12 protein-coding genes, 9 tRNA genes, 5 rRNA genes and 1 other annotated feature are annotated in these 23,744 nt (G+C 46.7%); all 26 genes read right to left on the bottom strand.

Going from position 1 to position 23,744, the window contains the following annotated elements; all coding sequences use genetic code 11:
- Positions 1–4: 4 nt before the first annotated feature.
- The 26 genes from cysS to K7887_RS00485 all read right to left on the bottom strand — a co-directional run bounded on the left by cysS (position 5) and on the right by K7887_RS00485 (position 23,579).
- Positions 5–1,405: a cysteine--tRNA ligase gene (cysS, locus tag K7887_RS00610; RefSeq protein ID WP_223491768.1), complete on the bottom strand. Its 1,401-nt coding sequence runs from the start codon at positions 1,403–1,405 to the stop codon at positions 5–7.
- Positions 1,386–2,078: a serine O-acetyltransferase gene (gene cysE, locus K7887_RS00605; protein ID WP_263290347.1), complete on the bottom strand. Its 693-nt coding sequence runs from the start codon at positions 2,076–2,078 to the stop codon at positions 1,386–1,388. The genes cysS and cysE overlap by 20 nt, the downstream gene beginning before the upstream one ends.
- 41 nt (positions 2,079–2,119) lie before the next feature.
- Positions 2,120–2,361 (bottom strand) — a binding site (T-box leader).
- A 57-nt stretch (positions 2,362–2,418) separates the two neighbouring features.
- Positions 2,419–3,870, bottom strand: coding sequence for a glutamate--tRNA ligase (gene gltX / locus K7887_RS00600; RefSeq protein WP_223491766.1), 1,452 nt, complete (start codon positions 3,868–3,870; stop codon positions 2,419–2,421).
- Between the two features lie 268 nt (positions 3,871–4,138).
- Positions 4,139–4,615, bottom strand: a complete 477-nt coding sequence (ispF, locus tag K7887_RS00595) for a 2-C-methyl-D-erythritol 2,4-cyclodiphosphate synthase (RefSeq protein ID WP_223491765.1) — start codon at positions 4,613–4,615, stop codon at positions 4,139–4,141.
- Positions 4,616–4,824: 209 nt separating this feature from the next.
- Positions 4,825–5,502, bottom strand: coding sequence for a 2-C-methyl-D-erythritol 4-phosphate cytidylyltransferase (gene ispD, locus K7887_RS00590; protein WP_223491764.1), 678 nt, complete (start codon positions 5,500–5,502; stop codon positions 4,825–4,827).
- A gap of 91 nt (positions 5,503–5,593) precedes the next feature.
- Entirely contained in the window at positions 5,594–6,685 is a 1,092-nt protein-coding gene (locus K7887_RS00585) for a PIN/TRAM domain-containing protein (protein ID WP_223491763.1), read from the bottom strand.
- Between the two features lie 107 nt (positions 6,686–6,792).
- Positions 6,793–7,866, bottom strand: a complete 1,074-nt coding sequence (disA, locus tag K7887_RS00580; protein WP_223491762.1) for a DNA integrity scanning diadenylate cyclase DisA — start codon at positions 7,864–7,866, stop codon at positions 6,793–6,795.
- 2 nt (positions 7,867–7,868) lie between these two features.
- Positions 7,869–9,245, bottom strand: a complete 1,377-nt coding sequence (gene radA, locus K7887_RS00575) for a DNA repair protein RadA (protein ID WP_223491761.1) — start codon at positions 9,243–9,245, stop codon at positions 7,869–7,871.
- 198 nt (positions 9,246–9,443) lie between these two features.
- Positions 9,444–11,882: an ATP-dependent protease ATP-binding subunit ClpC gene (gene clpC, locus K7887_RS00570; protein ID WP_223491760.1), complete on the bottom strand. Its 2,439-nt coding sequence runs from the start codon at positions 11,880–11,882 to the stop codon at positions 9,444–9,446.
- A 22-nt stretch (positions 11,883–11,904) separates the two neighbouring features.
- A complete protein-coding gene (locus K7887_RS00565; protein WP_223491759.1) occupies positions 11,905–12,969 on the bottom strand; it encodes a protein-arginine kinase McsB in 1,065 nt (354 codons plus the stop codon).
- A complete protein-coding gene (locus tag K7887_RS00560) occupies positions 12,970–13,518 on the bottom strand; it encodes a protein-arginine kinase activator protein McsA (protein WP_223491758.1) in 549 nt (182 codons plus the stop codon). It abuts the gene before it with no gap.
- An 11-nt stretch (positions 13,519–13,529) separates the two neighbouring features.
- On the bottom strand, positions 13,530–13,991 hold the full coding sequence (locus K7887_RS00555; RefSeq protein ID WP_223491757.1) for a CtsR family transcriptional regulator: 462 nt from the start codon (positions 13,989–13,991) through the stop codon (positions 13,530–13,532).
- Between the two features lie 531 nt (positions 13,992–14,522).
- Positions 14,523–14,639, bottom strand: a 5S ribosomal RNA gene (rrf, locus tag K7887_RS00550).
- Between the two features lie 87 nt (positions 14,640–14,726).
- A 23S ribosomal RNA gene (locus K7887_RS00545) occupies positions 14,727–17,658 on the bottom strand.
- A gap of 201 nt (positions 17,659–17,859) precedes the next feature.
- Positions 17,860–19,411, bottom strand: a 16S ribosomal RNA gene (locus K7887_RS00540).
- A gap of 130 nt (positions 19,412–19,541) precedes the next feature.
- Positions 19,542–19,617 (bottom strand) — tRNA-Ala (locus tag K7887_RS00535).
- A gap of 19 nt (positions 19,618–19,636) precedes the next feature.
- A tRNA-Pro gene (locus K7887_RS00530) sits at positions 19,637–19,713 on the bottom strand.
- A 4-nt stretch (positions 19,714–19,717) separates the two neighbouring features.
- A tRNA-Arg gene (locus K7887_RS00525) sits at positions 19,718–19,794 on the bottom strand.
- Between the two features lie 37 nt (positions 19,795–19,831).
- Positions 19,832–19,920, bottom strand: a tRNA-Leu gene (locus K7887_RS00520).
- Between the two features lie 14 nt (positions 19,921–19,934).
- A tRNA-Gly gene (locus K7887_RS00515) sits at positions 19,935–20,009 on the bottom strand.
- Between the two features lie 16 nt (positions 20,010–20,025).
- A tRNA-Leu gene (locus K7887_RS00510) sits at positions 20,026–20,106 on the bottom strand.
- Between the two features lie 8 nt (positions 20,107–20,114).
- Positions 20,115–20,190, bottom strand: a tRNA-Lys gene (locus K7887_RS00505).
- 58 nt (positions 20,191–20,248) lie between these two features.
- Positions 20,249–20,324: transfer RNA gene (locus K7887_RS00500), tRNA-Thr, on the bottom strand.
- Positions 20,325–20,359: 35 nt separating this feature from the next.
- Positions 20,360–20,435: transfer RNA gene (locus K7887_RS00495), tRNA-Val, on the bottom strand.
- An 8-nt stretch (positions 20,436–20,443) separates the two neighbouring features.
- Positions 20,444–20,560, bottom strand: a 5S ribosomal RNA gene (gene rrf, locus K7887_RS00490).
- An 87-nt stretch (positions 20,561–20,647) separates the two neighbouring features.
- Positions 20,648–23,579 (bottom strand): 23S ribosomal RNA (locus tag K7887_RS00485).
- The 16S, 23S and 5S rRNA genes sit together here with 9 tRNA genes alongside, the layout of an rRNA operon.
- Positions 23,580–23,744: the final 165 nt, after the last annotated feature.

The following is a 23,744-nucleotide window of genomic DNA, read 5'->3' as shown; positions in this document are numbered from 1 at the left end:
GCTATTATCCTCTTTTCCATCGTGTGCCTTGTGCAGTATCTTCGAGGATGATATTTTTCGCTTTCAATTCTTCACGAATCTCATCCGCTCTTGCAAAGTCACGGTTTTTCCTTGCATCAATGCGCTGCTGGATCAAGCTTTCGATTTCCTCATCCAATAGTTCTTCCTCTGCGGTCAGGGACACACCGATAACGGAAAATAGTTCTTCAAATTGAGAAGTAAATGCCTGTAGCACTTTTTCAGAAGTGTTTTTCCCGTTCAAGTAAGTGTTGGCTTGTTTCGCCATATCAAACAGTACGGAAATAGCATTGGCTGTATTAAAATCATCATCCATCACTTTGATGAATTCATTTTTAAACGCTTCTACCTTTTGTAGCCATTCGGCATCATCTGTCGCAAGGTCTGCTGTATTGTCCAAACGGTGCTTTAAGTTTTCGTAAGCGGTTCGGATACGTTCAAGGCCGTTTTTCGTGCTTTGAAGCAGCTCCTCGTTATAGTTGATTGGATGACGGTAATGGACGGAAAGCATAAAGAAACGCAACAATTGCGGATCATGCTTTTTGATAATGTCATGAACCAACACAAAGTTACCGAGTGATTTGGACATCTTTTCGTTATCGATATTAATATACCCATTATGCAGCCAATACTTAGCAAATGTCTTGCCTGTCAGCGCCTCGGATTGGGCGATTTCATTTTCATGATGCGGGAAGGACAAGTCCTGGCCGCCTGCGTGGATATCAATCGTGTCCCCTAGGTATTTGCGTGCCATTGCCGAGCACTCGATATGCCACCCAGGTCTGCCTTTACCCCATGGGCTTTCCCAATGGATTTCTCCCTCTTTTGCCGCTTTCCAAAGCACAAAATCGAGCGCATCTTGTTTCTTATCTCCCACTTCAATACGCGTTCCAAGCTGAAGGTCCTCAATCGGTTGATGTGAAAGCTTTCCATACTCTTTAAACTCGCGAGTTCTGTAATATACATCTCCACCGGACTCATAGGCATAACCTTTTTCAATCAATGCTTCAATAAATTCAATGATAATGTCCATGCTTTCTGTCACTCTTGGGTGAACAGTTGCTTGTTTGCAACCCAGTGCAGAGACGTCTTCGTGGTACGCCGCTATAAACCGTTCTGCAATGGTCGGTACATCTTCTCCTAATTCCTTGGCAGCCTTGATCAGCTTGTCGTCCACATCTGTAAAGTTAGAAACATAGTTCACTTCGTAGCCGCGGTATTCTAAGTATCTTCTAACCGTATCAAACACGATTGGCGGCCTTGCATTCCCGATATGGATGTAGTTATATACGGTCGGTCCGCACACATACATCTTGACCTTGCCCTCTTCAAGCGGGACGAACTTTTCCTTTTGACGTGTTAGTGTATTAAAAAGATGAATGGTCATCTATTTTCTTCCTCTCTTTTAAAAGTAGCAGTTCATTTTGCAGGCGGGCAATTTGTTTTTCCAATTCCACAAACCTGTCACCTGTCGGATCTGGCATTTCGTGATGATTTAAATCCCTTTTCACCTTCACTCCATCCTGAATGACGATCTTCCCCGGAATGCCGACAACAGTGGAGTTGGCAGGTACATCTTTTAAGACTACAGATCCCGCTCCAACTTTAGAGTTTTCACCGATTGTGATGGAACCCAATACTTTGGCGCCCGTTGCAATCAATGCGTTGTCTTGAATGGTTGGGTGGCGTTTTCCTTTTTCTTTTCCGGTACCGCCGAGGGTTACTCCTTGGAAGACAGTAACATTATTCCCAATTTCACATGTTTCTCCTATGACAACTCCCATTCCGTGGTCAATAAAAAATCTGCGGCCGATTTTGGCACCTGGGTGGATTTCTATTCCGGTGAAAAACCGGCTCACTTGGGAGATGACTCTTGCGATGAAGAACATTTTCCGTTTAAAAAAAGCGTGCGCAATCCGGTGGGCCCATACGGCATGGAGACCCGAGTAGGTTAGGATTACTTCGAAATAATTTCTTGCAGCGGGATCTTGTTCAAATACCACTTCAATGTCTTCCTTTAGTTTGCGAAACATGGAGTGAACCTCCTTTCTTTTTTCCAATGAATATTTCTTCAAAAATAAAAACGCCTCCGTGTCATTGACACAGAGACGCTTATGGCGCGGTTCCACTCTGTTTGGATATGGGTGTGCTTATATAAGGACCCTTATCCCCACTTAAGCCTCGTAACGGGAGGTGGCCGCTGTAACTTACTCGGCTTTAAGGCCTTTTAGCAACAGACTCGGAGGTGCATTTCAAAAAAGTCATCACATGAATCGCTTGCAGCCATGGCGATTCTCTCTGGAAAGGATGTACCTTTTCTACTCTCCTCTTCAACATTCAATCATGGTTTTCTCGTTTAAAAATATGTTAGTTCTATCATATTATGTTTTACGGAAAATGTTAACCGATTAGCTTCGACAACCTCGCTAAAACTGTTTTTTTTCCTAATAGGTGAATCGTTTGCGGCAGGTCACGACCGTGTGTTTGGCCAGTTGTTGCCACGCGGATTGGCATGAACAGCTTTTTCCCTTTATGACCAGTTGCTTTTTGAACAGCTTTCGTTGCAGCTTTGATGTTGTCTACAGAGAAGTCCTCCATCTCTTCCAATTCCTTATGGAAGGCAACCATTACTTCCGGTACTTGTTCTTCAGCCAGGACAGCTTTTGCTTCTTCATCGTATTCAATATGCGTTTGGAAGAACATTTCTGTCAGCTCCACAATTTCCGCTCCGAAGCTCATCTGCTCTTGGTAAAGCCCGATAAGTTCTTTTGCCCAAGCCTTCTGATCTTCTGTCATCGACTCTTCCAGACGACCTGCTTTTACTAGGTGCGGCAAGGAGATGTCAACAAGTCGATCCAGGTCCATTGTTTTGATGTATTGGTTGTTCATCCATGTTAATTTGTTTGTATCAAATACAGCTGGTGATTTGGATAAACGTGCTGTATCAAAGATTTCAATAAATTGCTCCTTGGAGAAGACTTCTTCTTCGCCGACTGGAGACCAGCCAAGTAAGGCAATAAAGTTGAACAAAGCTTCAGGCAGATAGCCAAGCTCCTCATATTGCTCAATAAACTGGATGATGGACTCATCACGTTTACTTAATTTCTTGCGGCTTTCGTTTACAATCAATGTCATGTGACCGAACACAGGAACATCCCAGCCTAATGCTTCAAAGATCATGATTTGTTTTGGCGTGTTCGAAATATGATCATCTCCACGAAGGACGTGGGAAATCTGCATAAGGTAATCATCAACTGCCACTGCGAAATTGTAAGTAGGTGTTCCGTCCTTTTTCACGATAACAAAGTCACCAATGCCGTCGGATTCAAAGGATACGTCTCCTTTTACCATGTCATGAAACTTAATTTCTTTTCCTTTCGGTACGCGGAAGCGAATGCTTGGTTCTCTTCCTTCTGCTTTAAAGGCTTTTTGTTCTTCTTCGGTTAAGTTGCTGTGCTTGCCGGAGTAATTAGGGTTCTCTCCACGGGCAATCTGTTCCTCGCGCTCCGCTTCCAGTTCCTCTTCCGTGCAATAACATTTATAGGCAAGCCCTTTTTCCAAAAGCTCATTATAGTATTTTGTGTAGATATCATTACGATCTGATTGGCGGTATGGACCATATTCGCCACCTACATCGACGCTTTCATCCCAGTCCATGCCAAGCCACTTCAAATATTTCAGCTGGCTTTCTTCTCCGCCTGCGATATTGCGCTTTTTGTCTGTATCTTCGATGCGGATAATGAATTTCCCGTTTTGGCTGCGTGCAAACAGGTAGTTGAATAGTGCGGTTCTGGCATTTCCTATATGTAAGTGCCCTGTTGGACTTGGGGCATATCGTACACGAACTGTCATGTTTTGTTACCTCCATTTTCCGTCGGCTTTCGGGCGCTGACGGTTTTTAAAACTAAGCATTATTTTAACATAAAAATGTTGGATTCGTATCTATTTCTTTCTATAGCTTTCTTATAACGCCGCTGTTGATTTCCGCAAATGGCTTCGCTTTCCGCGGGCGACCTTGAGCCTCCTCACTTCGTTGCGGGGTCTCAACATTGTCGCTACTTTCCCGCTGGAGTCTACGCCATTTGCTCCAATCACCAGCTAAAGATCCCGTTGGCAAAAGCTATTTCTTTAGTAATAGGACGGCTGCTTGGGCGGCTATTCCTTCTTCTCTGCCGGTGAAGCCGAGTTTTTCGGTGGTGGTGGCTTTTACATTGACCTGTTCCACGTCCGCTTCTAGCAATTCGGCAATTCTTTTACGCATCGGTTCGATATGGGGAGCCATTTTTGGTTTTTGTGCAATGATGGTACAGTCCACGTTCCCCAGTGTATAGCCTTTTTCTTTTACTATTGCCCATACTTGTTCCATTAAAACAGCGGAATCTGCATTTTTAAATGCTGGGTCTGTGTCCGGGAAGTGTTTCCCGATATCCCCTTCTCCAATTGCGCCTAAGCAAGCGTCAGAGATTGTATGTAAAAGTACGTCGGCATCAGAGTGTCCGAGTAGTCCTTTTTCGTAAGGGATGGTGATGCCTCCGATTATTAGTGGTCTGCCTTCTGCAAACTGATGTACGTCAAAACCTTGTCCAATTCGAAACATAGTGCACCTCTCCATTTATATGTATTTATAGTCTGATTAACTCCTGTAAATTTCCGTTCCAGGTGTTCGCTTTCCGAGGGGCGGTGCTTGAGCCTCCTCACTTCGTTGCGGGGTCTCAACCTACCGCTACCTCCCTCCGGAGTTTCACACCTTGCACTCCAATCTACAGGGGTTTACGGCTTAATATAATCTGTTACATTTCCATAGAATTATTTTTGTAAAAAAGCTTTTGCAAGGATTAGGTCTTCGGGTGTGGTTAGTTTGAAGTTTTCGTATTCGCCTTCTACGATGTGTACCGGCACTTGAATTCGTTCTACGAGACTTGCTTCGTCGGTTCCTAAGTAGTTCTCTGTTTTTGCTTTTTCATGGGCTTCTTTAAGGACCGGATAACGAAAAGCTTGTGGTGTTTGAATGGACCATAAGCTGGACCGTTCCACCGTTTCTTCCACCACTCCCGCCTTGCTGACGCGTTTAATTGTATCTTTAACAGGCACCCCTACAATAGCTGCCCCTTCTTTGGACGCTTTTTCCACTAGATGGTGAATGACTTCCTGTGAAATAAAAGGCCTTGCTCCATCATGAACCAGTACAATTTCTGCTGATTGAAACGATGTAAGCCCATTATACACGCTATCTTGCCGCTCTTCTCCACCAATGACCATTTCTTTTATTTTTTGTACTGGATATTGGTGTAAAAGTTCTTTGAATATATCTTTTTCTTTTTCATTGATGACTAGTTTGATTTCACTGCACCAAGGATCCGCTTCAAAGACGGAGAGGGTATGTATGATGACAGGTTTCCCCTCAAGCTCGATGAACTGCTTGTTTTTTCCTGCCTTCATCCGTTTCCCCTGTCCTGCTGCTAGTACGATTACTTGATAGTTCATTATATACTCTCCCGTGGGTGTTGAATTTTAGCACAAAATAACTTATACCCTCTAAGCAGAGCTTAAGAGGGTAAGGGTTACTCTTATTTACTTATAACGCTGCCCGTTCTAGTTGTTTGGGCTTGGCAAAGATCATTCGTCCGGCAGATGTCTGAAGCACACTTGTGACTAATACCTGAATGTGCTTGCCGATATAATCACGGCCTTCTTCCACGACAATCATGGTACCGTCATCAAGGTACGCGACACCTTGATTATGTTCTTTACCGTCTTTGATGACTTGTACCGTAAGCTCTTCACCAGGAAGGACGACCGGCTTTACTGCATTGGCAAGATCGTTTATATTCAGCACTTCCACACTTTGAAGCTCACATACTTTATTTAAGTTAAAGTCATTGGTAACGACTACACCAGAGGTCAATTTTGCCAGCTTCACAAGCTTTGAATCCACTTCCTGGATATCTTCAAAATTGCCTTCATATATCTCTACTTTTATCGCTAATTCTTTTTGGATCCTGTTTAGGATATCCAACCCACGTCGACCACGATTTCGTTTTAATACATCAGAAGAATCGGCGATATGCTGAAGCTCTTCCAGAACAAATCGCGGAATGACGATGGTCCCTTCCAGAAAGCCGGTTTGGCAAATATCTGCAACCCTGCCGTCAATAATAACGCTCGTATCCAAGATTTTCAGCTTCTTTGAAGATAAATCCAACTCGTCATCTTCTACTGATTTTTTCTTACCGAATTTTGAGGAGATCGAAAATAAATTCACCAATTCGTCTCGTTTTTTAAAGCCTACTTGAAAACCAAGATATCCTAATAGAATGGTAATGAAAATAGGGAATATGGCGCTGACAAATGGGATTCTCTCTAAAGGAATAACTGCCAGATAAGCGACAATAAGTCCAAAAATCAGTCCTAAACTACCAAATAACACATCGGTAACAGGCGCTTTCACTAAAGATTCCTCAATCCATTTAATGAATCCTACAACATAATCCACTAACCAAAAAGTAAGGATAAAAAATATAATTGCTCCTAAAATAGCAACAGTATAAGGCTTAGTAAGAAAAGGGATATCCCCTAGATTCAAGAGTGAAAACAGCTCGGGAATAAAAAAGATCCCCAATGTTCCGCCAAGAATTAAAAAGAACAGTTGAACCGTACGCCTTAACATTGCCTCACCTCCCTTTATTCATTATAAACAGTTTCCTTTAAATAAAACGTCGAAAAAACTTTTAATTTACTTTTGTAAGGATTTTGTCACATTCCTGATTTTACGGCTTACATTTGTCGGTCTATTTGTAGTTGATCTTGTATTCGTTTCAATCCCTCTTTGATTTTACGGGCTCGTACCTCACCAATCCCATCCACATCATCTAGTTCCTCCACTGTAGCGTTCAGAATCTGCTTTAAATTCCAGAACCTGCAGATAAGGTTTTCGATGACAAGCGGTGGAAGTCTCGGAATCTTATGCAATACTCTATAACCTCTTGGCAGGACGATTTCGTCCGGATTCATAAACCCTGAATACCCAAGCATCTTTAAAATAACTGCATCATCTAATAGGTCGGTATTTGCCAACTCCTGCAATCGTCTTAGAATCATGAACGCATCCATCTCTTTATCAATGCAATAATCTTTGATGAGGAGAATGGCCTCTTCTTCAATGTGGGCAAGGAGTTCCGTCATTTGCAGTCGAATTAGTCTGCCTTCCGTTCCAAGTTCATTGATATAGCTTAGTATTTCATTTTTAATTCGTAGTACCATTTCTATACGGTGTATCACCTGTAAAAGTTCCGATAATGATACCTGTTCTTCAAATTCTAAAGCACCAAGATTGGTAATCCCTTGATCTAGTACGGTTTTATATTTTTCCAATGTTTGAATCGCCTGATTTGCTTTTGTAAAAATAACCCCGATATCACGCAACGCATAACGGAAGTCGCCTTTATACAAGGTAATGACATTACGGCGCTGAGATATGGCGACAACAAGACAGCCCGTCTGCTTCGCCACACGTTCTGCTGTTCGGTGCCTCATTCCTGTTTCAGTGGAAATGATCGTGGGATTGGGTGTTAATTGCGCATTGGCATAGAGTATTTTCGTCCCTTTTTCATTCAAGATGATGGCACCATCCATTTTGGCCAATTCATATACGTAGGCAGGGCTGAATGGACAATTGATCGAAAAACCGCCATCTACCATATCTTTCACTTTATCATTGAATCCCACGACCACAAGTCCGCCGGTTTGGGAACGAAGAATATTGTTGATCCCTTCCCGAATAGGTGTTCCGGGAGCAATAAACTGTAACGTATCTGCCATTATTTTTTCTTTCTGCCGTTGTTCTTCCATCTCTATCCCCCTAGAGTATATTGAAGAGCCTGCTCGATGGTGTTAACGCCAATGACATTAACCTCTTTCGGTATGGTCCAACCTCCCAGGTTTTTCGCCGGTATGATCACTCGTTTGAATCCAAGCTTTGCCGCTTCTTGAACGCGTTGTTCAATACGTGATACCCGTCTGATTTCACCTGTCAGTCCTACTTCGCCAATCACCACATCTGTAGGTTCAGAAGTTTGATTGCGGAAGCTGGAAGCAATGCTGACCGCTACTGCGAGGTCGATGGCCGGTTCATCGAGTTTTACCCCTCCTGCCACTTTCAAGTAGGCATCCTGGTTTTGAAGCAACAGCCCGACTCTTTTTTCAAGTACCGCCATAATAAGCGATACCCTGTTGTGATCGATTCCTGTCGCCATTCTTCTTGGATTTCCATAACCTGTTGGAGAGATCAATGCCTGGATTTCCACCAATACGGGCCTTGTACCTTCCATGGATGCTACAACTGTGGAACCTGCAGCTCCTTTTGACCGTTCTTCTAAAAAGATTTCTGAGGGGTTCTTTACTTCCGTCAAACCCTCTTCTTTCATTTCAAAAATACCAATCTCATTCGTCGAACCGAATCTATTTTTCACCGAACGCAAAATACGATAAGTATGGTGTCTTTCTCCTTCAAAATATAACACCGTGTCTACCATATGTTCGAGAAGACGCGGTCCTGCGATAGATCCTTCTTTAGTGACATGCCCTACGATGAAGACGGCAATATTCTTTGTCTTTGCAATCCTCATCAGTTCAGCCGTACACTCCCTGACCTGCGACACACTCCCTGGAGCGGAGGTAACAGCAGGGTGGTAAACCGTTTGAATGGAATCGACAACAAGCAAGGTCGGCTGTACATCGTCCACCGCTTTTGCAACAAGCTCAAAGTCCGTTTCTGACAAAACAAACAACTCTTCTGCCTGTACTCCTAAACGATCTGCCCGCAGCTTTGTCTGTTGAACAGATTCTTCCCCGGATATGTATAGGACACGATGTTTTTTTAATGCCAATTGACAGCATACCTGCAGCAATAAAGTCGACTTTCCGATGCCAGGGTCTCCCCCGATCAGTACAAGCGACCCTTGGACTAATCCGCCTCCAAGCACTCTATTGCACTCTTCCATATCTGTATAAATCCTTGACTGTTTAATATTCTCCACTTTCGTGATGGATTCTGCTTTTCTTGCCAATGTTGAGGAAGTGGTCGTAAAACCACCGCGCCTCGGCGTTCTGGACTCTTCTAGTTCCTCCACCATTGTATTCCACGCGTTGCACCCGGGACACTTCCCCATCCACTTAGGTGACTCATACCCGCATTCCTTACACATAAACTTTGTCTTACGCTTTGCCATCCAAAAATCCTCTCTATATGAACAATAATCTTTATGAAAAGAGTGTTATAAAAATACCATTGTTTTCCTTCTTTTATGATACCTTATTTCACATAAATTACGCTAATCTAAACTATTGGAAAATACAAGAAAGGAGGAAAGCCCTTGTATCACGGGCTTACCTCCACTTCTATACAGCCATGCAAACGACCAGCAACCTTATTTTACTATTTCCACATCACGGACAACAAATTCCCCGTCTACAACATCCAAGGAGATTTTCTTGCCTTTCTCGATATTACCTTTTAACAGCTCTTCTGAAAGCTTATCCTCCACATGCTTTTGGATGGCACGGCGTAACGGTCTTGCACCGTATTCCGGATCGTAGCCTTCTTCTGAAATCTTCTCTTTCGCAGCTTCTGTCAGCTCCAGATCGATATCCTGCTCTTTCAGACGTTTCGTTAACTGCTCGGAAAGCAGAGTCACGATTTCTTTTAAGTGTGTTTTCTCTAAAGAGTGGAACACAATCATTTCATCGACACGGTTCAGGAACTCCGGACGGAACGCCTTTTTCAGCTCTTCCATCACTTTCCCTTTCATGTCTTTATAGTTCTGGTTCTCATCCTGAACATTAAAGCCGACATATTTGTTGCGCTTCAATGCGTCTGCCCCAACATTTGATGTCATAATGACAAGCGTGTTGCGGAAGTCCACTGTACGACCTTTCGAATCTGTCAGACGGCCATCCTCTAACACTTGTAAAAGAATATTAAACACATCAGGATGTGCTTTTTCAATTTCGTCTAAAAGAATAACAGAATACGGTTTGCGGCGAACTTTCTCCGTCAACTGGCCGCCCTCATCATACCCGACATATCCTGGAGGGGAACCAACAAGACGGGAAGTCGAATGCTTCTCCATGTATTCGGACATATCAATACGGATCATTGCATCCTCATCACCGAAGATAGATTCCGCCAGTGCTCTTGCAAGCTCCGTTTTACCTACCCCAGTTGGTCCAAGGAATATGAAGGAACCAATCGGACGCTTTGGATCTTTCAAGCCGGCACGTGCACGGCGAACGGCTTTCGATACAGCTTTAACCGCTTCATCCTGCCCGATAACACGGGAGTGCAATAAAGATTCCATGTTTAACAGTTTATCTGTTTCTGTTTGTGCAAGTTTTGATACTGGAATTCCCGTCCAGCTGGATACAACCATCGCAATATCTTCCACTGTCACCTCAGAATTCTCTTGTCCCTGCTTTTCTTTCCACGTTTTCTTCGTTTCTTCTAGTTGTTCACGAAGACGCTGCTCTGTATCTCTTAAAGAGGCAGCTTTTTCAAACTCCTGGCTCTGCACGGCAGCATCCTTTTCGTTTCGAACAGATTCCAGCTTCACTTCTAACTCCTTCAAGTTAGGAGGAGTGGTGAAGGAACGAAGACGTACTTTTGAGCCTGCCTCATCAATCAAGTCGATCGCTTTATCCGGCAGGAAGCGGTCAGAAATGTAACGGTCGGAAAGTTTAACCGCCTGCTCAATCGCTTCATCTGTGATGGATACACGATGATGCGCTTCATAACGGTCGCGCAGTCCTGTCAGAATTTGAATGGACTCAGCTGCTGTCGGCTCATCTACTGTGATCGGCTGGAATCTGCGCTCAAGTGCTGCATCTTTTTCGATATATTTACGGTACTCATCAAGCGTTGTTGCACCGATACATTGCAACTCTCCACGCGCTAAGGATGGTTTTAAGATGTTGGATGCGTCAATGGCACCCTCCGCTCCACCGGCACCGATCAATGTATGAAGTTCGTCAATGAAAAGAATGATGTTACCAGCTTGACGGATCTCATCCATCACCTTCTTCAAGCGGTCCTCAAACTCTCCACGATATTTTGTACCAGCAACAACCGTACCCATGTCGAGTGTCATCACGCGTTTATCTCGAAGGATTTCCGGAACTTCATTGCTCACGATTTGCTGTGCAAGTCCTTCAGCAATGGCCGTTTTACCTACACCAGGCTCCCCGATCAATACAGGGTTGTTTTTCGTTCTGCGGCTAAGTACTTCTATCACACGCTGAATTTCTTTGCTTCGTCCGATAACTGGATCCAAGCTGCCTTCCCGTGCTACCGCAGTCAGGTCCCTTGCCAGGCTATCAAGGGTAGGCGTGTTCACATTAGCAGAAGCACCACCCTGATGTCCTCCGGAAGACTCGTTGCTTCCAAGCAGTTGTAACACCTGCTGGCGCGCCTTGTTCAAGCTCACTCCCAAGTTGTTCAATACGCGTGCCGCAACCCCTTCTCCCTCACGGATCAGGCCAAGCAATACATGCTCTGTTCCTACATAGGAATGACCAAGTTTACGCGCTTCATCCATGGATAGCTCGATTACCTTCTTCGCTCTTGGCGTGTAGTGAGGAATCGACTGACCACTGTCCTGTCCTCTGCCAATGAGGTTTTCTACTTCTTTTTGTATTTTTTCCGGTCCTAAGCCAAGGGCGATCAATGCTTTTGCAGCAATCCCTTCCCCTTCTCTGACCAGTCCAAGCAGGATATGCTCTGTTCCAATATTATTATGGCTTAGGCGCAATGCCTCTTCCTGTGCCAATGCCAATACTTTTTGAGCTCTTTCTGTAAATCGACCAAACATCATATCCATTCGCCTCCCGAATAATTTATCTATTTAATCGCATTCTTTCCCGAATCAAGCTGGCCCTGCGAACATCTCTTTCATTAGGCTTTAATGGCCCTCCAGCATATTGCTGCAAGAAGCCCGGTTGAGTTAATATCATTAATTCATTCAAAATTGATCTGGAAATGTCGGTGATATAGCCTAAATCTATACCTAGCCGGACATTCGACAAACATTTTGCCGCCTCTTTCGTTTCCATGATACGACTGTGTGCCAATAATCCATATGAGCGAAATACCCTATCTTCTAATTGTATGTTCGAAGTTTTGACTAATGCTTCCCTGGCAGAACGCTCTTGTGAAATAAGTTGCTGCACAACACCCATAAGGTCCTGTACAATATCCTCTTCTGACTTGCCGAGTGTCATTTGGTTGGAAATTTGAAAGATGTTTCCTAAAGCTTCGCTACCTTCCCCATAAATTCCTCTAACAACTAATCCCAATTGATTAATTGCCGGAACAATTCTGTTCATCTGCTGCGTCAGCACCAGTGCGGGCAAGTGCATCATGACCGAAGCGCGGAGCCCCGTTCCCACATTTGTCGGGCAGCTCGTTAAGTATCCTCGTTTTTCATCAAACGCATAATCAATCTTTTCTTCTATCCAATCATCCAATGAATTGGCTACCTGCAACGCTTCATTCAACTGCAGGCCGGGAAACAAGCATTGAATCCTGATATGATCCTCCTCATTTATCATAATGCTCACTTCTTCATTCGGTGATAACAAACATGCTCCAAATGCCGAATCCTCCGCCAGTTGTGGACTGATCAAGTGCTTTTCTACCAACACCCGCTTCTCTAAAGCATTCAATTCCTCCATAAGAAGAAACTCCAGCTCCCCGAGATCCTGAAACTTCATTTCTCCAAAATGCTGTTTCATGATATCCACAATCTGCTGCGCTTCCTCGTTGCTCGACACTGTCGGAAACTGCATCTTTTCTAAATTTCTAGCTAGCCTTACCCTGCTGCTAAGGACGATATCTGAATCCGGGCCCTCCTGCTTCATCCAGGAACTGACCGCATTATTCAAAAAGTGTTCAAGAGACATTTACTGCTCCCCCTCTCTTTTTTCACTTAATTGTCTTTCCAATTCTCTGATTCTATCTCTAGTATTCGCCGCACTCTCGAATTCTTCCTGTAAAATAAGTTCTTGTAATTCTTCTCTCAGCGCATCAATTTCTTTCCTCACATGCATGCTCCCGCCGATTCTTTTCGGAATCTTCCCGGCATGTACCGTGTTTCCACTGTGCAGCCTTTTTAAAATTGGCTGCATCTTGTCGGAAAAAGTATGATAACATTCCGAACAACCAAACCGCCCAATTTTCGTAAACTGCGGAAACGTCATCTTACAGCGCTCACACTGCAAAATCTTGCGCTGCTCAAGGTCTTCGTGTTGAGGATTGGGAATTGCCTGTTCCGTATTCAACAACCCGGCAATCAGGTTATTGATGGAAAAACCTGATCCACCAGTAAACATCGACATACTGCCTTTTTCTTGAGCACATTGCTCACATATATGAATCTCGGATTTTTCACCATTAATAATTTTTGTAAAATGCAAAGCAGCTGGACGCTCATTACATTCTTGGCATACCATTTTTATCCCCCCTACCGATACTTCAGTGTAGTCAGCATGGCCGTTAACATCCTAGCCCGTAGTTCATCTCTTTCAGGCAAGCCCAAATATAAGACAGAGCGGTCCATGACACTAACCATTATCTTCGCCTCCCTGGCGGAAATCACCTTCTCTTCCACCAACCGAAAGATAACATCCTCCGCACTCGCCTGGGAAACTCTCATATCTATTAAATCTATAAGCTGGTCGATCAATTGCAAATGGTCATGCGGCTTAATTTTAATAATTCTTATATAACCGCCGCCTCCACGCTTGCTCTCCACCAAATATCCTCGTTCAATCGTAAATCTAGTATTTATCACATAATTAATCTGAGAGGGCACACATTCAAACTTATCTGCAATCTCACTGCGTTTGATCTCAGCAGAATTCTCCCTGCTCCCCTCCAACACCTGTTTCAAATATTGCTCAATGACATCAGATATGTTTCTCATGCTATCCTCCTATCTGACCTTGACTATCTTTGACTATAAGTAAAATATATAAGACCTTCTGAAAAAATTCAATAGATAACCATTCGCTAAAAACTGTCATTCTGTACGTTTTGGGTTTAGGTGCGTCCATTTATGTAGTGTCGGTGTTAGGATGTAGGGAGTTTCTTTGTGAACGGGTCTCTCTCAAACAGAATTCCACTTTTGGGAGTTGTTTAAACGTCAATTGGTCAAAATTGTTCAAAAGAGGTTTTATAGGGGCGGGTGTGGGGTGGGGTGGATGGTGTTTGAGGTAGGTGTTTTTTGAAGGTGGGGATGGTGGGGTCCCCCTACACTCATCGGGTCTGCTATCGGGTCTGCACGTGAAATGGTGACAAAGTTAGCTTCGTTTCCTCTGTTTTGGCACCGTTCTCGCTCTACGATGACAAAACCTCTTCTTTTCCAAGGATTCTGTCATTTTTCCGCCCACAATCTCTAAAAGAAAACACAAAAAAACCAGCGCCTAAACATATAAGCACTGGTTTCTATAAATTTGCCTGGCAACGTCCTACTCTCACAGGGGGAGATCCCCCAACTACCATCGGCGCTGAAGAGCTTAACTTCCGTGTTCGGTATGGGAACGGGTGTGGCCTCTTCGCCATCATTACCAGACATATTCAGTTGAAGGTTGATCCTTCAAAACTAGATAATGTGTTCTTATCAAGATATTCATATCGTTCACTTATTTCGATACTTATTTGGGTTAAGTCCTCGATCGATTAGTATTCGTCAGCTGCACGTGTCGCCACGCTTCCACCTCGAACCTATCTACCTGATCATCTTTCAGGGATCTTACTTACCGAAGTAAAAGGAAATCTCATCTTGAGGGGGGCTTCATGCTTAGATGCTTTCAGCACTTATCCCGTCCGCACGTAGCTACCCAGCTATGCCTTTGGCAAGACAACTGGTACACCAGCGGTGCGTCCATCCCGGTCCTCTCGTACTAAGGACAGCTCCTCTCAAATTTCCTGCGCCCACGACGGATAGGGACCGAACTGTCTCACGACGTTCTGAACCCAGCTCGCGTACCGCTTTAATGGGCGAACAGCCCAACCCTTGGGACCGACTACAGCCCCAGGATGCGATGAGCCGACATCGAGGTGCCAAACCTCCCCGTCGATGTGGACTCTTGGGGGAGATAAGCCTGTTATCCCCGGGGTAGCTTTTATCCGTTGAGCGATGGCCCTTCCATGCGGAACCACCGGATCACTAAGCCCGACTTTCGTCCCTGCTCGACTTGTAGGTCTCGCAGTCAAGCTCCCTTGTGCCTTTACACTCTGCGAATGATTTCCAACCATTCTGAGGGAACCTTTGGGCGCCTCCGTTACTCTTTAGGAGGCGACCGCCCCAGTCAAACTGCCCACCTGACACTGTCTCCCAGCCCGATAAGGGCTGCGGGTTAGAATTTCAATACAGCCAGGGTAGTATCCCACCGACGCCTCCACCGAAGCTAGCGCTCCGGCTTCTCAGGCTCCTACCTATCCTGTACAAGCTGTACCAAAATTCAATATCAGGCTACAGTAAAGCTCCACGGGGTCTTTCCGTCCTGTCGCGGGTAACCTGCATCTTCACAGGTACTATAATTTCACCGAGTCTCTGGTTGAGACAGTGCCCAGATCGTTACGCCTTTCGTGCGGGTCGGAACTTACCCGACAAGGAATTTCGCTACCTTAGGACCGTTATAGTTACGGCCGCCGTTTACTGGGGCTTCGGTTCAAAGCTTCGCTTGCGCTAACCTCTCCCCTTAACCTTCCAGCACCGGGCAGGCGTCAGCCCCTATACTTCGCCTTACGGCTTCGCAGAGACCTGTGTTTTTGCTAAACAGTCGCCTGGGCCTATTCACTGCGGCTCTCTCGGGCTTTAACACCCTAACAGAGCACCCCTTCTCCCGAAGTTACGGGGTCATTTTGCCGAGTTCCTTAACCAGAGTTCTCTCGCTCACCTTAGGATTCTCTCCTCGCCTACCTGTGTCGGTTTGCGGTACGGGCACCATACTCCTCGCTAGAGGCTTTTCTTGGCAGTGTGAAATCAGGAACTTCGGTACTATATTTCCCTCGCTATCACAGCTCAGCCTTAATGAGAAGCGGATTTGCCTACTTCTCAGCCTTACTGCTTAGACGCGCATATCCAACAGCGCGCTTACCCTATCCTTCTGCGTCCCCCCATTGCTCAAACGGAGTGGAGGTGGTACAGGAATATCAACCTGTTATCCATCGCCTACGCCTTTCGGCCTCGGCTTAGGTCCCGACTAACCCTGAGCGGACGAGCCTTCCTCAGGAAACCTTAGGCATTCGGTGGAAGGGATTCTCACCCTTCTTTCGCTACTCATACCGGCATTCTCACTTCTAAGCGCTCCACCAGTCCTTACGGTCTAGCTTCAACGCCCTTAGAACGCTCTCCTACCACTGTTCGTAAGAACAGTCCGCAGCTTCGGTGATACGTTTAGCCCCGGTACATTTTCGGCGCAGAGTCACTCGACCAGTGAGCTATTACGCACTCTTTAAATGGTGGCTGCTTCTAAGCCAACATCCTGGTTGTCTAAGCAACTCCACATCCTTTTCCACTTAACGTATACTTGGGGACCTTAGCTGGCGGTCTGGGCTGTTTCCCTCTTGACTACGGATCTTATCACTCGCAGTCTGACTCCCATGGATAAGTCTTTGGCATTCGGAGTTTGACTGAATTCGGTAATCCGATGAGGACCCCTAGTCCAATCAGTGCTCTACCTCCAAGACTCTAACACATGAGGCTAGCCCTAAAGCTATTTCGGAGAGAACCAGCTATCTCCAGGTTCGATTGGCATTTCACCCCTACCCACACCTCATCCGCTCACTTTTCAACGTGAGTCGGTTCGGGCCTCCATTCAGTGTTACCTGAACTTCACCCTGGACATGGGTAGATCACCTGGTTTCGGGTCTACGACCACGTACTCATGCGCCCTATTCAGACTCGCTTTCGCTACGGCTCCGTCTCATCGACTTAACCTTGCACGTAATCGTAACTCGCCGGTTCATTCTACAAAAGGCACGCTATCACCCATTAACGGGCTCTAACTACTTGTAGGCACACGGTTTCAGGATCTATTTCACTCCCCTTCCGGGGTGCTTTTCACCTTTCCCTCACGGTACTGGTTCACTATCGGTCACTAGGGAGTATTTAGCCTTGGGAGATGGTCCTCCCTGCTTCCGACGGGATTTCTCGTGTCCCGCCGTACTCAGGATCCACTCAGGAGGGAACGAAGTTTCAACTACAGGGTTTTTACCTTCTATGACGGACCTTTCCAGATCGCTTCATTTACCCCGTTCCTTTGTAACTCCATGTTGAGTGTCCTACAACCCCAAGAGGCAAGCCTCTTGGTTTGGGCTAATTCCGTTTCGCTCGCCGCTACTCAGGAAATCGCGTTTGCTTTCTCTTCCTCCGGGTACTAAGATGTTTCAGTTCCCCGGGTCTGCCTTCCATACCCTATGTATTCAGATAAGGATACTGCTCCATTACGAGCAGTGGGTTTCCCCATTCGGAAATCTCCGGATCAAAGCTTACTTACAGCTCCCCGAAGCATATCGGTGTTAGTCCCGTCCTTCATCGGCTCCTAGTGCCAAGGCATCCACCGTGCGCCCTTAATAACTTAACCGTTGACCAATATGGTCATGTGTCGATATCAGCGATGATATCTATAAAGAAAATTACTAAGATGAACGATATTTTGTGAATATCTTGATATTAGTTACATTATCTAGTTTTCAAGGAACAACTTCGATAAATCCGAAGATTTATCTAAAATGAGAGAATGCTCTCTCAAAACTAAACAAAACAACAAGCGTACATTCCTTAGAAAGGAGGTGATCCAGCCGCACCTTCCGATACGGCTACCTTGTTACGACTTCACCCCAATCATCTGTCCCACCTTAGGCGGCTGGCTCCAAAAGGTTACCCCACCGACTTCGGGTGTTACAAACTCTCGTGGTGTGACGGGCGGTGTGTACAAGGCCCGGGAACGTATTCACCGCGGCATGCTGATCCGCGATTACTAGCGATTCCGGCTTCATGCAGGCGAGTTGCAGCCTGCAATCCGAACTGAGAACGGTTTTATGGGATTGGCTCGACCTCGCGGTTTTGCTGCCCTTTGTACCGTCCATTGTAGCACGTGTGTAGCCCAGGTCATAAGGGGCATGATGATTTGACGTCATCCCCACCTTCCTCCGGTTTGTCACCGGCAGTCACCTTAGAGTGCCCAACTGAATGCTGGCAACTAAGATCAAGGGTTGCGCTCGTTGCGGGACTTAACCCAACATCTCACGACACGAGCTGACGACAACCATGCACCACCTGTCACTCTGTCCCCCGAAGGGGAACGTCCTATCTCTAGGAGTGTCAGAGGATGTCAAGACCTGGTAAGGTTCTTCGCGTTGCTTCGAATTAAACCACATGCTCCACCGCTTGTGCGGGCCCCCGTCAATTCCTTTGAGTTTCAGTCTTGCGACCGTACTCCCCAGGCGGAGTGCTTAATGCGTTAGCTGCAGCACTAAAGGGCGGAAACCCTCTAACACTTAGCACTCATCGTTTACGGCGTGGACTACCAGGGTATCTAATCCTGTTTGCTCCCCACGCTTTCGCGCCTCAGTGTCAGTTACAGACCAGAAAGTCGCCTTCGCCACTGGTGTTCCTCCAAATCTCTACGCATTTCACCGCTACACTTGGAATTCCACTTTCCTCTTCTGCACTCAAGTCCCCCAGTTTCCAATGACCCTCCACGGTTGAGCCGTGGGCTTTCACATCAGACTTAAAGGACCACCTGCGCGCGCTTTACGCCCAATAATTCCGGACAACGCTTGCCACCTACGTATTACCGCGGCTGCTGGCACGTAGTTAGCCGTGGCTTTCTGGTTAGGTACCGTCAAGGTGCGAGCAGTTACTCTCGCACTTGTTCTTCCCTAACAACAGAGCTTTACGACCCGAAGGCCTTCATCGCTCACGCGGCGTTGCTCCATCAGACTTTCGTCCATTGTGGAAGATTCCCTACTGCTGCCTCCCGTAGGAGTCTGGGCCGTGTCTCAGTCCCAGTGTGGCCGATCACCCTCTCAGGTCGGCTACGCATCGTTGCCTTGGTGAGCCGTTACCTCACCAACTAGCTAATGCGCCGCGGGCCCATCTGCAAGTGATAGCCGAAACCATCTTTCAATAAAGAACCAGGAGGTTCCTTATATTATCCGGTATTAGCTCCGGTTTCCCGAAGTTATCCCAGTCTTACAGGCAGGTTGCCCACGTGTTACTCACCCGTCCGCCGCTGACCTTTCAAAAGCAAGCTTTTAAAAGGTCCGCTCGACTTGCATGTATTAGGCACGCCGCCAGCGTTCGTCCTGAGCCAGGATCAAACTCTCCAATAAAGAGTCTGAGCTTTTGCTCAAAATTTGCTAGCTTGTGTTACTTAAATCATTTTATCGTGTTCCGTAGAACCGACGTTATGACGCTGTTGTTTTGTTTAGTTTTCAAAGATCATTAAATCAAAAGTTCTGTTGGTGGAGCCTAGCGGGATCGAACCGCTGACCTCCTGCGTGCAAAGCAGGCGCTCTCCCAGCTGAGCTAAGGCCCCATAATATAAAAGTTTCTACTGGTCGGGAAGACAGGATTTGAACCTGCGACCCCTTGGTCCCAAACCAAGTGCTCTACCAAGCTGAGCTACTCCCCGATAATGGCGCGCCCGAGAGGACTCGAACCCCTAACCTTTTGATCCGTAGTCAAACGCTCTATCCAATTGAGCTACGGGCGCATATAGATGAAAGTTATTTTACTACTGTAAAAAACTCTGGTGCCGAGGACCGGAATCGAACCGGTACGGTAGTCACCTACCGCAGGATTTTAAGTCCTGTGCGTCTGCCAGTTCCGCCACCCCGGCAAGGGCAAATCTGTTGGAGCGGAAGACGGGATTCGAACCCGCGACCCCCACCTTGGCAAGGTGGTGTTCTACCACTGAACTACTTCCGCTAATATAAAATTACAATGCGGGTGAAGGGACTCGAACCCCCACGTCAAAGACACTAGATCCTAAGTCTAGCGCGTCTGCCAATTCCGCCACACCCGCAAAATAAATGGTGTGCCATGAAGGACTCGAACCTTCGACCCTCTGATTAAAAGTCAGATGCTCTACCGACTGAGCTAATGGCACGTAATAAAAGTGATATTATGCAATTTAGTTGACCATAACTTCGTTATGTCAAGAAAGATGGTGCCGGCGATAGGAGTCGAACCCACGACCTACTGATTACAAGTCAGTTGCTCTACCAACTGAGCTACACCGGCATAAGATTAATTTTCATTATATGAAAAAATCTAAATGGTGGAGGATGACGGGATCGAACCGCCGACCCTCTGCTTGTAAGGCAGATGCTCTCCCAGCTGAGCTAATCCTCCATATAAATGCCTGGCAACGTCCTACTCTCACAGGGGGAGATCCCCCAACTACCATCGGCGCTGAAGAGCTTAACTTCCGTGTTCGGTATGGGAACGGGTGTGGCCTCTTCGCCATCATTACCAGACATATTCAGTTGAAGGTTGATCCTTCAAAACTAGATAATGTGTTCTTATCAAGATATTCATATCGTTCACTTATTTCGATACTTATTTGGGTTAAGTCCTCGATCGATTAGTATTCGTCAGCTGCACGTGTCGCCACGCTTCCACCTCGAACCTATCTACCTGATCATCTTTCAGGGATCTTACTTACCGAAGTAAAAGGAAATCTCATCTTGAGGGGGGCTTCATGCTTAGATGCTTTCAGCACTTATCCCGTCCGCACGTAGCTACCCAGCTATGCCTTTGGCAAGACAACTGGTACACCAGCGGTGCGTCCATCCCGGTCCTCTCGTACTAAGGACAGCTCCTCTCAAATTTCCTGCGCCCACGACGGATAGGGACCGAACTGTCTCACGACGTTCTGAACCCAGCTCGCGTACCGCTTTAATGGGCGAACAGCCCAACCCTTGGGACCGACTACAGCCCCAGGATGCGATGAGCCGACATCGAGGTGCCAAACCTCCCCGTCGATGTGGACTCTTGGGGGAGATAAGCCTGTTATCCCCGGGGTAGCTTTTATCCGTTGAGCGATGGCCCTTCCATGCGGAACCACCGGATCACTAAGCCCGACTTTCGTCCCTGCTCGACTTGTAGGTCTCGCAGTCAAGCTCCCTTGTGCCTTTACACTCTGCGAATGATTTCCAACCATTCTGAGGGAACCTTTGGGCGCCTCCGTTACTCTTTAGGAGGCGACCGCCCCAGTCAAACTGCCCACCTGACACTGTCTCCCAGCCCGATAAGGGCTGCGGGTTAGAATTTCAATACAGCCAGGGTAGTATCCCACCGACGCCTCCACCGAAGCTAGCGCTCCGGCTTCTCAGGCTCCTACCTATCCTGTACAAGCTGTACCAAAATTCAATATCAGGCTACAGTAAAGCTCCACGGGGTCTTTCCGTCCTGTCGCGGGTAACCTGCATCTTCACAGGTACTATAATTTCACCGAGTCTCTGGTTGAGACAGTGCCCAGATCGTTACGCCTTTCGTGCGGGTCGGAACTTACCCGACAAGGAATTTCGCTACCTTAGGACCGTTATAGTTACGGCCGCCGTTTACTGGGGCTTCGGTTCAAAGCTTCGCTTGCGCTAACCTCTCCCCTTAACCTTCCAGCACCGGGCAGGCGTCAGCCCCTATACTTCGCCTTACGGCTTCGCAGAGACCTGTGTTTTTGCTAAACAGTCGCCTGGGCCTATTCACTGCGGCTCTCTCGGGCTTTAACACCCTAACAGAGCACCCCTTCTCCCGAAGTTACGGGGTCATTTTGCCGAGTTCCTTAACCAGAGTTCTCTCGCTCACCTTAGGATTCTCTCCTCGCCTACCTGTGTCGGTTTGCGGTACGGGCACCATACTCCTCGCTAGAGGCTTTTCTTGGCAGTGTGAAATCAGGAACTTCGGTACTATATTTCCCTCGCTATCACAGCTCAGCCTTAATGAGAAGCGGATTTGCCTACTTCTCAGCCTTACTGCTTAGACGCGCATATCCAACAGCGCGCTTACCCTATCCTTCTGCGTCCCCCCATTGCTCAAACGGAGTGGAGGTGGTACAGGAATATCAACCTGTTATCCATCGCCTACGCCTTTCGGCCTCGGCTTAGGTCCCGACTAACCCTGAGCGGACGAGCCTTCCTCAGGAAACCTTAGGCATTCGGTGGAAGGGATTCTCACCCTTCTTTCGCTACTCATACCGGCATTCTCACTTCTAAGCGCTCCACCAGTCCTTACGGTCTAGCTTCAACGCCCTTAGAACGCTCTCCTACCACTGTTCGTAAGAACAGTCCGCAGCTTCGGTGATACGTTTAGCCCCGGTACATTTTCGGCGCAGAGTCACTCGACCAGTGAGCTATTACGCACTCTTTAAATGGTGGCTGCTTCTAAGCCAACATCCTGGTTGTCTAAGCAACTCCACATCCTTTTCCACTTAACGTATACTTGGGGACCTTAGCTGGCGGTCTGGGCTGTTTCCCTCTTGACTACGGATCTTATCACTCGCAGTCTGACTCCCATGGATAAGTCTTTGGCATTCGGAGTTTGACTGAATTCGGTAATCCGATGAGGACCCCTAGTCCAATCAGTGCTCTACCTCCAAGACTCTAACACATGAGGCTAGCCCTAAAGCTATTTCGGAGAGAACCAGCTATCTCCAGGTTCGATTGGCATTTCACCCCTACCCACACCTCATCCGCTCACTTTTCAACGTGAGTCGGTTCGGGCCTCCATTCAGTGTTACCTGAACTTCACCCTGGACATGGGTAGATCACCTGGTTTCGGGTCTACGACCACGTACTCATGCGCCCTATTCAGACTCGCTTTCGCTACGGCTCCGTCTCATCGACTTAACCTTGCACGTAATCGTAACTCGCCGGTTCATTCTACAAAAGGCACGCTATCACCCATTAACGGGCTCTAACTACTTGTAGGCACACGGTTTCAGGATCTATTTCACTCCCCTTCCGGGGTGCTTTTCACCTTTCCCTCACGGTACTGGTTCACTATCGGTCACTAGGGAGTATTTAGCCTTGGGAGATGGTCCTCCCTGCTTCCGACGGGATTTCTCGTGTCCCGCCGTACTCAGGATCCACTCAGGAGGGAACGAAGTTTCAACTACAGGGTTTTTACCTTCTATGACGGACCTTTCCAGATCGCTTCATTTACCCCGTTCCTTTGTAACTCCATGTTGAGTGTCCTACAACCCCAAGAGGCAAGCCTCTTGGTTTGGGCTAATTCCGTTTCGCTCGCCGCTACTCAGGAAATCGCGTTTGCTTTCTCTTCCTCCGGGTACTAAGATGTTTCAGTTCCCCGGGTCTGCCTTCCATACCCTATGTATTCAGATAAGGATACTGCTCCATTACGAGCAGTGGGTTTCCCCATTCGGAAATCTCCGGATCAAAGCTTACTTACAGCTCCCCGAAGCATATCGGTGTTAGTCCCGTCCTTCATCGGCTCCTAGTGCCAAGGCATCCACCGTGCGCCCTTAATAACTTAACCGTTGACCAATATGGTCATGTGTCGATATCAGCGATGATATCTATAAAGAAAATTACTAAGATGAACGATATTTTGTGAATATCTTGATATTAGTTACATTATCTAGTTTTCAAGGAACAACTTCGATAAATCCGAAGATTTATCTAAAATGAGAGAATGCTCTCT

It is taken from the genome of Sutcliffiella horikoshii (assembly GCF_019931755.1).
Taxonomy (GTDB): Bacteria; Bacillota; Bacilli; order Bacillales; family Bacillaceae_I; genus Sutcliffiella_A; species Sutcliffiella_A horikoshii_E.
This window is presented reverse-complemented; position numbering and strand designations above follow the sequence as displayed.

Excerpts from the sequence above, each read along its gene's own strand:
- cysS (WP_223491768.1), bottom strand. The coding sequence starts at position 1,405 with ATGACCATTCATCTTTTTAATACACTAACACGTCAAAAGGAAAAGTTC.
- gltX (WP_223491766.1), bottom strand. The coding sequence starts at position 3,870 with ATGACAGTTCGTGTACGATATGCCCCAAGTCCAACAGGGCACTTACAT.
- ispF (WP_223491765.1), bottom strand. The coding sequence starts at position 4,615 with ATGTTTCGAATTGGACAAGGTTTTGACGTACATCAGTTTGCAGAAGGC.
- ispD (WP_223491764.1), bottom strand. The coding sequence starts at position 5,502 with ATGAACTATCAAGTAATCGTACTAGCAGCAGGACAGGGGAAACGGATG.
- K7887_RS00585 (WP_223491763.1), bottom strand. The coding sequence starts at position 6,685 with ATGTTAAGGCGTACGGTTCAACTGTTCTTTTTAATTCTTGGCGGAACA.
- disA (WP_223491762.1), bottom strand. The coding sequence starts at position 7,866 with ATGGAAGAACAACGGCAGAAAGAAAAAATAATGGCAGATACGTTACAG.
- radA (WP_223491761.1), bottom strand. The coding sequence starts at position 9,245 with ATGGCAAAGCGTAAGACAAAGTTTATGTGTAAGGAATGCGGGTATGAG.
- clpC (WP_223491760.1), bottom strand. The coding sequence starts at position 11,882 with ATGATGTTTGGTCGATTTACAGAAAGAGCTCAAAAAGTATTGGCATTG.
- K7887_RS00565 (WP_223491759.1), bottom strand. The coding sequence starts at position 12,969 with ATGTCTCTTGAACACTTTTTGAATAATGCGGTCAGTTCCTGGATGAAG.
- K7887_RS00560 (WP_223491758.1), bottom strand. The coding sequence starts at position 13,518 with ATGGTATGCCAAGAATGTAATGAGCGTCCAGCTGCTTTGCATTTTACA.
- K7887_RS00555 (WP_223491757.1), bottom strand. The coding sequence starts at position 13,991 with ATGAGAAACATATCTGATGTCATTGAGCAATATTTGAAACAGGTGTTG.